Source organism: Chitinophaga arvensicola (genome assembly GCF_900110835.1).
In the GTDB taxonomy this organism is placed as follows: domain Bacteria; phylum Bacteroidota; class Bacteroidia; order Chitinophagales; family Chitinophagaceae; genus Chitinophaga; species Chitinophaga arvensicola.
In genome coordinates this window covers 2635865-2648464 of sequence record NZ_FOJG01000002.1, presented here as the reverse complement: position 1 = coordinate 2648464, position 12600 = coordinate 2635865, and the positions used below count along the sequence as shown (strand labels likewise).

At 49.8% G+C, this 12600-nt stretch carries 7 protein-coding genes; all 7 read left to right on the top strand.

Annotation, left to right across the window (positions count from 1 at the left end; genetic code table 11):
- Nucleotides 1-5: 5 nt before the first annotated feature.
- The 7 genes from BMW79_RS28005 (at nt 6) to BMW79_RS27975 (ending at nt 12587) form a co-directional block, all read left to right on the top strand.
- Nucleotides 6-2483, top strand: a complete 2478-nt coding sequence (locus BMW79_RS28005) for a glycoside hydrolase family 38 C-terminal domain-containing protein (protein WP_089901076.1) — start codon at nt 6-8, stop codon at nt 2481-2483.
- Nucleotides 2484-2491: 8 nt separating this feature from the next.
- Complete coding sequence (locus BMW79_RS28000; protein ID WP_089901074.1) at nt 2492-3862, top strand: SGNH/GDSL hydrolase family protein; 1371 nt, start codon at nt 2492-2494, stop codon at nt 3860-3862.
- 2 nt (nt 3863-3864) lie between these two features.
- Nucleotides 3865-6171 (top strand): GH92 family glycosyl hydrolase, encoded by a 2307-nt coding sequence (locus BMW79_RS27995; RefSeq protein ID WP_218150467.1) that lies wholly within the window; start codon nt 3865-3867, stop codon nt 6169-6171.
- Nucleotides 6172-6367: 196 nt separating this feature from the next.
- Nucleotides 6368-8071, top strand: coding sequence for a RagB/SusD family nutrient uptake outer membrane protein (locus BMW79_RS27990; RefSeq protein ID WP_089904353.1), 1704 nt, complete (start codon nt 6368-6370; stop codon nt 8069-8071).
- An 11-nt stretch (nt 8072-8082) separates the two neighbouring features.
- Nucleotides 8083-8520 carry a DUF5004 domain-containing protein gene (locus BMW79_RS27985; RefSeq protein WP_089901068.1) on the top strand — a complete coding sequence of 146 codons (438 nt, stop codon included), beginning with the start codon at nt 8083-8085 and terminating at the stop codon, nt 8518-8520.
- Nucleotides 8521-8541: 21 nt separating this feature from the next.
- A complete protein-coding gene (locus tag BMW79_RS27980; RefSeq protein WP_089901065.1) occupies nt 8542-9504 on the top strand; it encodes a DUF4961 domain-containing protein in 963 nt (320 codons plus the stop codon).
- Nucleotides 9505-9506: 2 nt separating this feature from the next.
- Entirely contained in the window at nt 9507-12587 is a 3081-nt protein-coding gene (locus BMW79_RS27975) for a SusC/RagA family TonB-linked outer membrane protein (RefSeq protein ID WP_089901062.1), read from the top strand.
- Nucleotides 12588-12600: the final 13 nt, after the last annotated feature.

Here is a 12600-nt window from a genome sequence, read left to right as displayed (position 1 = left end):
ATAGCATGAAACTGACGAATTTTTGCCTGGCGGTTTTACTCACCGCTGCGGCACAGGCATCTTTTGCCCAACAACAACACTTTATTGATGGCTATCACGGCGGAGTGTACGGACATTACCCCAACGGATATACGCAATATATCAACAGCCAGCTGCAGGCAAATCCTTACTGGAAGATAAACCTGGAAATAGAGCCCGAAACCTGGGACCGGGTGAAGATCACAGAGCCACAGGCGTATCTTACTTTTCAGCAACTGTTTGCAGACCAGTCGGACAACGGCCGCATCGAATATGTGAACCCGGCTTATGGTCAGAGCTATCTTTACACCGGTTCCGGTGAAAGTATGATACGGCAATTCAGCTACGGTATACAAAAAGTGCGGGAGCATTTTCCCGGAGCAGTATTCACTACCTACTCCAGTGAAGAACCTTGTTTTACCAGCGCTTTACCACAGGTACTGCGTTCTTTCGGATTTAAGTATGCTTCTCTGAAAAATCCCAATACCTGCTGGGGTGGCTATACACGTGCTTTTGGTGGTGAACTGGTATATTGGCAGGGACCCGACGGTAGCAGCTTACTCACAGTGCCGCGTTACAGCTCAGAAGCATTGCTACCCAATTCTACCTGGCAAACCACCGCCTGGAATAACGGTGACGCATATATCCGATCTGCCCGTGCAGCGGGAATTGCAAATCCTATCGGGATGTGCCTGCAGGATGCCGGCTGGCGCAATGGGCCGTGGCTGAAACAACAGGCTCAGTACCAGACCTGGCGCGATTATATCACCCGTATCGCCGATAAAACAAACGTCCCCGTGTGGAAACTCAGCCAGGAAGATATCCAGGTTAGCCTGGTATGGGGCGCCCAGGTGTTACAACAGATCGCACAACAGGTAAGAGCCGCAGAAAATAAACTGGTTATTGCAGAAAAATATGCGGCCATCCGGGCATTGTACGATCATGCCCCATGGCCGCAGCAACAATTGGACACTGCCTGGAAATCATTGCTGCTGGCCCAGCACCACGATTGCTGGATTGTACCGTACAATGGCAGTAAAGGCGATACCTGGATTGATAAAGTGCAACACTGGACCGATCATACCAGCGCCACCGGAAACAAGATCCTGCAATCATCCGGGAATCATACCACCGCCGGTAGCTACATACGTGTACTTAACACCACCGGCCACCCCCGCGAAGAATGGATTGCACTGCCCCGTGGACAATGGAAAGTAACAGACAGCAAAGGAAAACAGGTGGCCACACAACAAAGTGCGGATGATCACTTACTCATCAAAGCCGCTGTACCGCCTATGGGATTCCGTGCTTATAAGCTGGTAGCTGACGGTAATAAGCCGGCAACAACCTCATCTTCTTCACAGCTTGTACCATTGGAAACAGATCTGTATCACATAGAGATAGATCCCGCCAGGGGCGGCATTATCACCAGTCTCATTGACAAAGCAACCGGCAAAGAAATGGTAGACACCAACAGCCCCCGGGGATTCAATGAACTGAGAGGTTTTTTTTATGAAGAAAACACCTGGCATTCCAGCACAGATACTGCTGCTACCGTACGTATCACTGAAAATAATAAAGCATGTATAGGCGTGGAAGTAAATGGCTTTATCGCTGGTCATCCTTTTACACAACGGATCACTGTTACAAATGGCCAGCAACGTATAGACATGCAGGTGAAAATCAACTGGAAGGGTAATCCGGGTATAGGCGCTTATTCGCAGGCCGACAACTACAGCGCAGAGGCTACGCACAAAGCTTTCTATAATGACAGCAGTAAACTGCAAGTGCTCTTCCCGGTGGCATTGAAGGACCAACAACTCAGTAAAGATGCCCCGTTTGATGTAACTGCAAGCCGCCTGGACAATACGTTCTTCAATAGCTGGGACAGCATCAAAAATAATGTAATACTACACTGGGCAGATGTAAGCGATGGAAACACCGGACTTGCACTGTTCACCGACCATACTACCAGCTATGTGCATGGGAAGGATTATCCGCTGGGACTTACCCTGCAATATACAGGCAGGGCGCTCTGGGGCCGCCATTACGATATTACCGGTCCTACGGAAGTCAGTTATGCTATCCTGCCGCATCAGGGCAACTGGGCCACCGGTGGCGTCAGCAATGAAGAAACACGCTGGTGTGAGCCTTTGCAGATCATCTCCGCCACTAATGTAAAAGAAGCATCTCTGCTCGGGTTGTCAGCTGCCGGTTGCCAGGTATCTGCCTTGCAGATGGATGGAAAAGACCTGCTCATCCGGTTGTATAACACCGGTGATGACAAGCCACAGTTGCTCACCTTCAATGGCAAGGCCACACTGGCAACTCTCGAAGAACTCGACGGCCGTATAACGGGAACGCTAACACGTAAAGTAATGAACGGCAAAACAGTAATCCGGCTGGAAATTCCGCGCTTTGGCATACGAACCATCCGTCTTAAAAATGTAACAGTAAATAACTAAACCAGCATATGAAAAAGTTTTTGTATTCTATCGGGCTTAGTCTTGCCGCCTTATCCACACAGGCGCAGGTAAAACCCTTTCAGCAAAACGACCGCGTGATTTTTGTAGGTAACAGTATCACCGAAGCCGGTGCATACGTATCCTACATCTATCTCTATTACATGACCCATTTTCCCGGTAAAAAAATCGTGATCATGAACGGTGGTATCGGCGGAGATAAAGCATCGGATATTTACCGTCGCCTCGACTATGATATACTGGCCAAGAAGCCCAATGTACTGGTGCTTACTTTCGGTATGAACGACACCGGTTACTTTGAATTCAACAACCCCGATGCGGATAAAACCGCTGCGGAAAGGGTAGCAGCCTCCCAACGCAGCTACCAGCAGATAGAACAACGCCTCCTTAAATTGCCGGCAATACAAAAGATCATGATGTCGTCGCCGCCGTATGATGAAACGGCTAAGTTTTCCGGCAATATGTTTCCCGGTAAAACCAAAGCCATGCTGGAAGTGATCAGATTCCAGGAGGCTGCTGCCCGCAAGAACAACTGGGCTTTCACGGATCTGTTCCGCCCGATGTCTGCGCTCAATCAACAGTTGCAGCAAAAGGATTCTACTTTCACTATCATCGGTCCCGATCGCATACATCCCGGCAACGCCGGCCACCTGGTAATGGCTTCCCTGTTCCTGAAAAGCCAGGGTCTGAACGGCAAACCAGTGGCGGAAATCAGTATCAATGGCGGCAAACTGCAACAGGCCGTGAATTGTACGGTCAGTCAGCTCAGCGCTTCCGGTAACAAGGTGAGCTTTAGCTATCTGGCGGGAGCCTTGCCTTTCCCGATAGACACTGTATCCCGCATCTGGGGTAACAACCAGAAACAATCTGATGCACTGAACTGGATTCCCTTTACCGAAGATTTTAACCGGGAAATGTTACAGGTGGCAGGATTATCTTCCGGAGATTATAACCTGCTCATAGATGGACGCATCATCGGTAAATGGTCCGCCGACGCATTTGCGCAGGGAATCAACCTCGCTACACTGCCGGAAACACCACAATACAAACAGGCTACGTCTGTCATGCAGCTCAACCTGCACCGGGCTGAGCTGGAAGCCCGCCTGCGCCGCTACTACTGGGTACAGGGTAACTTCTTTGACAAAAAGCATTTATTATTGCAGGATGATGCCGCCGCATTGGATAGTATCCGTACCGCCGCCAAAACAGACGGTATGTTACGCTTCCACGAAGAGAATTATGAAACAGCCATGTACAAAGAACTGCGTAACGCCTGGCTGAAGGAGATTGACACGGTCATCAACATGATCTATACGATTAACAAACCGGTTCTTCATAAAATAGAGATCGTTAAAATATAATGATGAAAAGGACTTCCATATTTATTCTGACACTTCTCGTGACAACTATCAGCAGGGCGCAAGGCCCTGCTGCCTACGTGAACCCTTTCATTGGCGCCAGCACCAGCGAAGGCGCAGCGGGCATCTATCACGGACTCGGTAAAACATTTCCCGGCGCAGCCACGCCTTTTGGTATGGTGCAGCTCAGCCCGAATACCATCACCGGTGGCGATAACGGTTCCGGCTACAGCTATGAACATAAAACAATCGAAGGATTTGCCTTTACACAAATGAGCGGTATCGGCTGGTATGGCGACCTTGGTAACTTCCTGGTAATGCCTACTGTTGGCGCTTTACAGACGGCCGCCGGTGATCAGCAACATCCGAAGGAAGGTTATCGCTCTACCTACGCCAAACAAAGTGAAAAAGCCAGCGCCGGTTATTACAGCGTGCAGCTCACAGAACAGCCCATCACTGCGGAAATGACCGCCGCCCCCCACAGCGGTATCATGCGCTTCACTTTTCCCGCTAACGGGCAATCCCGTATCCAGATAGACCTGGCCCGCAGGGTAGGTGGTACTTCCACCTGGCAGGAGGTAAAAGTACTGAACGATAGCACCATTGCAGGTTATATGCAATGCACGCCGGAAGGTGGTGGTTGGGGAAATGGTGCCGGTAAAGGTAATTACACAGTATACTTTTATGCACAGTTCAATAAACCCCTGAAGAAATATGGTGTGTGGAGCGCAGATATCCCGGACGGCTGGTCCCGCAAACTGGAAGATGTGCAAAGCGACCGCTATCAGCAACAGGTAGCCAAAGCCAGCATCCTCCCCGGTGTTAACGAAAAAGCAGGTAAGCACCTCGGTTTCTATACCGAATTCACTACCAGTGATCAGGAAGCCGTGTTGATGAAAGCCGGCATCTCTTTCGTAAGTGTGGATGGCGCCAAAGCTAACCTGGAAGCCGAAATAAAAGACTGGAACTTTGATGGTGTGCGTCAGCAGACTTTCGATGCCTGGAATAAAGCCCTCGGAAAAATGACGGTAACCGGTGGCACAGAAGAAGAAAAAAAAGTATTCTACACCGCGCTCTATCATACTATGATTGATCCCCGCAATTTTTCCGATGTAGATGGAAAATATATAGGGGGAGATGGAAAAATACATGCTACCGATAAATTCAGCAAACGCACCATTTTCAGTGGCTGGGATGTATTCCGCAGCCAGATGCCATTGCAAACCATCATCAATCCACGGGTGGTAAACGATATGGTGAACTCCCTGGTAACGCTGGCAGATGAAACCGGCAATCATTATCTCGAACGCTGGGAATTCCTCAACGCGTACAGCGGTTGCATGATCGGCAATCCCGCCGTATCGGTAATGACGGACGCATGGACAAAAGGCATACGCGGATTTGATATCAACAAAGGATATACCTATGCTAAAAACTCCGTGGAAAAATTTGGCAACGGCGTCAAAGGATATTCTACCGGTGGCTTAAGTGTGTCGCTCACACTGGAATATGCGTACTTCGACTGGTGTGTTGGTAAACTGGCCGGTGCGCTCGGAAAAAAAGAAGACGAAAAGAAATACATCGCCCGTGGCGCCAACTATAAAAATGTATTTGATAAGAACAAGGACTGGTTCCGCCCCCGCAATGACGATGGCAGCTGGCAGACCTGGCCCGCAACTGGTCGTATGCAGCAGGGATATGGCACTATTGAAAGTAGTCCCTGGCAGCAAGGCTGGTTTGTGCCGCAGGATGTACCCGGCATGGTGACCCTCATGGGCGGAAAAGAAAAGGTACTGGCCGACCTGGATACCTTCTTTACAAAAATGCCGGAGAACATGATGTGGAACGACTATTACAACCACGCTAATGAACCGGTACATCATGTGCCCTTCCTGTTTAACCGCCTCGGCGCGCCCTGGCTTACCCAGCACTGGACCCGCGAAATCTGCGCGCGCGCCTATCATAATTCCGTAGAAGGATTGGTGGGTAATGAAGACGTAGGACAGATGTCGGCCTGGTATGTACTCGCCGCCAGTGGTCTGCATCCGGTTTGTCCGGGCAGTCCACGTTACGAAATTACCAGCCCGGTGTTTGATAGCATCCATATTGCACTTGATCCGGCTTACGCCAAAGGCAAACAATTTAGCATCAGCACCCGCAACAACTCACCTGCCAATCGCTACATTCAACGTGCCTGGTTAAATGGAAAACCTTACCAGCACTGTTATCTCAACCATGCAAACATTGCCGCCGGCGGAACACTGGTACTCGAAATGGGAAGCCAGCCGGCAAAAAACTGGGGAATACAATAAAAAATTAATAAAGGGATGGCGGTACTGCTTTTTTAAGGTGTCATATCATAGAGACAAACAGTAACCGATCAAAACAAAAAATTCCCGTATCACGGGCCACTGTAAAACGCTGCTTTTACAGACGGGCCCTGTTATGCCACGTATGTAAAATTTTATCACCAAAAGCTGGATGCTAACACGTATTAACGTTATGAAAATGAAATCTACGTTCGCTGCTCCTGTATGCCTGTGCATTGGAATACTTACCCTCGCTTCCTGTGGTAAGAAGAATTTCCTGGATCAGACGGAAACGACTAACCTGAACGAGCAAACGGTATTTGCCGATAGTGCCCGTACAGTCGCCTTCCTCACCAACATTTACCTCGACATCGGTTTTGCGGAAAACGCCACCCGCTTCGAAAACGGCGGACTTGATGCTGCCTGCGATGAAGCAGAACCACAGAAATCTGCTACCGTCACCACCTCCGTCCAGTTTGCCACCGGTACCGTCAATCCCTCCATCATCAGCGCCGATGCGTGGAACACGCCGTATACCAATATCCGCAAGGTAAACCAGCTGCTGAAACACCTGCCCGGATCACCCATTCCATCGTATATCCGTAATGTGATGGCGGCAGAAGCACGCTTTCTCCGCGCATGGTATTATGCCGACCTGCTCAAACATTATGGCGGTATTCCTATTCTCAATGATTCGGTGTATCGGGTGGAAGATAAGATCCCCGCCGTGCGTAATTCCTATAAGGAATGCGTAGACTACATCGTGTCTGAATGCGAGGCAGCAGCTGCCGCGCTGCCACTGGTAAGGATCAGGGAAGACTATGGCCGTGCCAGCGGAGGCGCCGCCCTCGCTCTTAAGGCAAGAGTATTGCTCTTCGCCGCCAGCCCGCTGTTTAATGGTAACGGCATCGTACCCGGCGACGCCGTGACCGGTTACCCGGACAAACTGCCGGAACGCTGGAAACTGGCTGCCGACGCAGCATTAGCCGTAATGAACACCGCCGCTTATTCCCTGAACGAAGATAATACCACTGCTCCCGGATATGGTTTCTATAAAGTATTTACCCTGCGGGTAAACACCGAATACATCCTGGCAAAAATGCAGGGAGGCAACCGGGAACTGGAAACTGCCTGGCAGCCGCCATCCCGCAATGGCGCAAAGGGCGGATTTCCCTACCAGGAATTCGTAGATGCGTTCCCGATGGCCAACGGTTTAGTCATCACTGATCCGGCGTCCGGCTACAACGCCGCCGATCCCTACAAAAACAGGGATCCCCGCCTCGCATACTCCGTGATCCGCGATCAAACCCTGCTGATACAAAATACCGGTTTGAAAGAACCTGTCAATATTTACCTCGGCCCCGATGGCAAAGGTGCCAGCCAGGATGCCGTACACGCAGGCACGCCTACCGGTTACTACACCAATAAAATGCTGGATGAAAATATCGCCGCCAACTACATCCACGGTTCCCAGCGCTGTTTCCCACTGATGCGATACGCAGAAATACTGCTCAACTACGCCGAAGCACAAAACGAATATGCAGGCCCGGTGCAGGAAGTGTATAAGGCCGTAGAACTGGTACGCAAGCGTGCAGGGCTATCTCCCTATGAACTACCGGCGGCACTCACAAAAGACCAGATGCGTGAAACCATCCATGCAGAAAGAAGAATAGAACTGGCTTTTGAAGGACACCGCTTCTGGGATGTAAGAAGATGGAAAATAGCCGCACAAACGGAAAATAAACAGATGACCGGCATGGAAGTAAAACGAAATGGCGGTACTGTCACCTATACCACCTTCCCGGTACGCAAACATAATTTCCGCGACGCGATGTATCTCTGGGCCATCCCACAGGGTGAAACCGCTAAATCGCCTGAGTTAAAACAAAATCCATCCTGGTAAAAAGTAATCACATGAAACCAACACTACGGATATTTTTACTGCTGCCACTCCTGGCACTCCTGATCAATGCCTGCCATCGCAACGATGTACTGGTACCAGAACCGGTGAAAGATATTGCCGGCGAATGGCGTATCGTTAAAGCGGTACGTAATGGCGTGGATATCACCACCCTGGCCGACTTCACCAGGTTCAGGATCCGCTTCACCACCGATCTGCAATACACCATACAAAACCCGCTGCCTTTTGTGGTCAGCAAAAACGGCAGTTACGCACTGGATGATCCAAAATATCCTTTCCGGATCAACTTCCGCCAAACAGGCGCCAACGCTCCGGTGAGTACCACTTTCACTTACCCGAATGTGAATGGAAAACGCAATATGAATTTCACCTTCAGCCCGGGTTGTACTGCTAACACATACGACTACACGCTGGAAAGACTGAATCCCTGATCCAACATAATTCAATACGTTATGAAAAATTATACATACGGTATTATCCTGTTCCTGCTGCTGCTGGCAGGCTGCGTATTCCTCGACGGGGTAGACCAGCCCTCCAGTGCCAAAGCCGGTGAGGAAATGACCATCACCATGCACAATCGCCTGGATGTAGCAGATGGCGGACGAAGCAATGTCCGCCTGATCATCGGTTTCCTGGCTCCGAAAAGCTGGGCCGCTGCCGCCAGTGCTAAAATTACCTATACCACTACCTCATACGGCAACGGCAAAATGGTGCCGGTACCTGCTTCCGTTAACGCAGGCGGGGGGCTGACCTGGCCCGCTGCACTGAAAAACCGGTTTGGCATGGGCGGCAACTATATGACAGACGATCTCGAATGGGTAGTGTTCTGGACAGAACAGGCCTACAACGTGCCACAGGGAGTGAAAGACAAGATCGATGTAACAATGGTCATCAAACCAGGTCCGGAAAATATACAGTTTAAAACAGGCTACTTTCTCGGTACCAGCAGCGAAGGCCTTAGTGATGTTTTCGGTGCCAACAACGTATATAAATGTCAGTTTAAAGATTGCTTCTCCATTACCGGCGGACAGGGAGATGTTATCGATTTCTGTAATCCACAACTTAGTGCCATCACCCCGGGCGTAGCCACCGACAATGATTTCCTGACATTGAGTTTCGATCCGGAAGTAGTGCCCACCGCACTTAATGGCGTAGGCAATATTTATTTCTGTGCAAAAGGATATACCAACGATGGGCAGGTACTCGATGCCTGCGTACAAACAGATGATTCCAAACTGAAAAGTTACACCGGTAAAAAATCGGCGATCACCATCTGGCCTCGCGCATATTTCAAAATGCAGGATGGTCAGACCCTGACGAAGATCGAATACTTTTTTACAGATGCCACCGGCACCGTGAAAGTAGGATTCGGCAATACCAGCGCCCCTTTCGTGTACACTTTTAAATGTCAATAACAATGACTCACAGCTACCTTCATAAATATATCCCAGCCCTTGCCTGTCTGGTATTCGCACTTTGTGGAAACGTGCAGGCACAGCAAACCGGTACCGTCACCGGCAGGCTGATAGATAATTATGGTCAGCCCCTCGCAGGCGCTGCCATCTTCATCAAAAACACCGGCGACAGCACCAGTACCAATGCTAATGGCGGCTTCACTATCCGCGCCGCAAAAAACAGCACCTTGCTGGTACAATATCCAGGTTACAAAACTATTGCCCAGCAGCTCGGGGATACCACTGCACTGACGTTACGGATGGAAGAAACATTTATCCCTTTGCCGCAACGCATCCCCGTACTGTATGGAGAAGCATCACCTAAAAGCTCCGTCGGGTCTATCGCTACCGTATATACGAATCAGCTGAGCACTACGCCATCTACCCTGTATGCATACGCTTTGCCAGGCAGGCTTGCGGGCTTGTATACGCAGCAGGTGAGCGGTTTCCGGAACCCAGGTACCGGCAATAATTTCGACGTGGATATCTTTATTGGTAATATTCCCAAACCAGGCGCCTCTGAGCCCAATGATAATACCGAAATGAATTTATCATTGCGTGGACAGGTGCCCGTTACGATCATTGATGGGATCCAACGCGATGTATTCTCCATTGATCCGGAAAATATTGAGTCTATTTCTGTGCTGAAAGATGGTCTTTCTACCATCATGCTCGGACAACGCAGCTCCCGTGGCGTATTGCTGGTCACTACCAAACGGGCCCGTGCCGGTAAACCACGGGTATCGTTTACGGCGCAAACAGGCGTGCAGCAATCCCTTAGTCTGCCAAAGCCCTTGCCTTCCTGGCAATATGCTTACCTGCTCAACGAAGCGCTGCAAAATGATGGTAAAGCGCCTTTGTACAAAGAAGCCGATTTCCTTGCTTACCGCGATCATACAAAACCATTCACTAACCCGGATGTAAACTGGTGCGATGCCGTGCTGCGTGATAACGCCCCGATGTCGCGCTACAACCTGAATGTGAACGGTGGTGGCAATGTAGCCCGTTATTCCGTATCACTTAACTATACCGATCAGCAGGGCATGTTCAACACTGCACCCGGCAGCAAGTACAACACCAATGCCGGATTGAAACGCTACCTGATCAATACCGATGTGAACATCGACGTTACCAGCAACCTCAATGTAGGGATGCAGCTATTTGGCCGCCTCCAGGAAGGTACACAGCCCGGAGCAGGTACCAACAACATCCTGAATAACCTGTTGGCCACGCCAAACGGTGCTTATCCTGTTTATAATGCAAATGGCAGTTGGGGCGGTACCAATAACCTCACCAGCAACCTGCTGTCGCAAACCATCAACAGTGGCTATATACAGGATAACAGCAAAGATGTAATGGCCAATGTAGACCTGCGCTACAACCTGGGCGACTGGATCCCCGGGTTGTCTGTTAAAGCAAAAGGCAACCTGTCCATACAATCTGCCAACGCGGTAGACCGCAGTAAGAATGACCTCGTTTACAGGATGACGATTACGCCGGAAGATACCCTGTATACAAAATATGGCAATGCAGTAGCGCAGAAAAACGATTTTATTTCTGTTTTTAATGCCCAGTATTTCTTCGGACAGGCTTCGCTGAACTACGACCGGCAATTTGGCCGCCATGGACTGAATGCCGTAGTACTGGCAGATACCAGGCAAACCATCTTCAATTATGACCTGCCCGGAAAATCTACCAATCTTTCCGGTAAAGTTGCCTATAACTATGCTGATAAATATTTCATAGAAGGTGCTATTAACAGAAGTGGCTATAATCGTTACATACCAGGTAAACAATACGGCACTTTCTTCGCCGGTGGTATTGGCTGGGATCTGGCGCAGGAAAATTTTCTTAAAGGAAGCAGCAATTGGCTGAACCAGTTGAAACTGCGCGGTACCTACGCACACACCGGCAATGGTATCGATAATTCAGGTTACTACATCTGGCGCCAGGATTTCAGCGAAAACAACGGCGTTGGCGGCGGTATCTACTCTCAGGGTACTACACGCTCACCGGCATCCGGTTTCCAGGAAAATGGACTGGCCAATGTGAATATCTCCTGGGAAACCGCACGTAAGCTGGATGTGGGCATGGACATTTCCCTGTTCAACAACAAAGTGCAGATCACGGGCGATTATTACCATGATCGTTACGAAAATCTGTTACAGATCCGTGGAAAAAGTATTGCACTTTCCGGTGCTGCTTATCCGCCGGAGAATATCGGTATTAACCTGTACCAGGGCGGGGAACTCTCCGTTACTTACCAGGGGCGCGTTAAACAGCTCAGTTATTTCATTACCGCCAATGGCAACATAGAAGGTACAAAGGCGATATTTATGGATGAACAGCGCCGCGATTACGAATGGAATAAAAGAACAGGTCAGCCTATCGGTATGCGCTTCGGGTATGTGGCAGATGGATTTTTCCAATCTGCTGAAGAAGCCGCAGGTAGTGCTACCATCGCGGGTTACAAACCACAGGCAGGCGACATCCGTTATAAAGATCTGAACGGCGACGGTGTGATCAATCAATTCGATGAGGCGCCCATTGGCACTTACAAACCACGCATCTACTATGGTGTTAATTTTGGTTTTTCCTGGAAAGGAATTGAAGCCAGTGTGCTGTTGCAGGGTGTGGCCAATCGTGTGAACTATGTCGCCAATTTCGCTACGGAAGCAGGTTTCCAGTTCCTCAACTTTACTTACGGTCAGGCTTATCAGCAGATCACCGGCCGCTGGACACCGGAAACGGCGAATACCGCTACTTATCCGCGTCTCACCGCCGATGCCAATCACACCTATAACAAGATGTCTTCTTCTTTCTGGGTGCGCAATGGCAATTATTTCCGCCTGAAAAACATTAATGTGGCGTATAATCTCCCTTATAGCTGGACCAGCCGTGTACGGCTCGGCAGCGTAAAGGTGTTTGCCAATGCACAGAATCTGTTTACACACGCTGCATATGATTTCGTTGACCCCGAAGTAGGAGTGGGGGCCTATCCCATTCAGCGGGTACTGAACACCGGTATCAACATAAAATTCTAGTCAGCCATCTAAA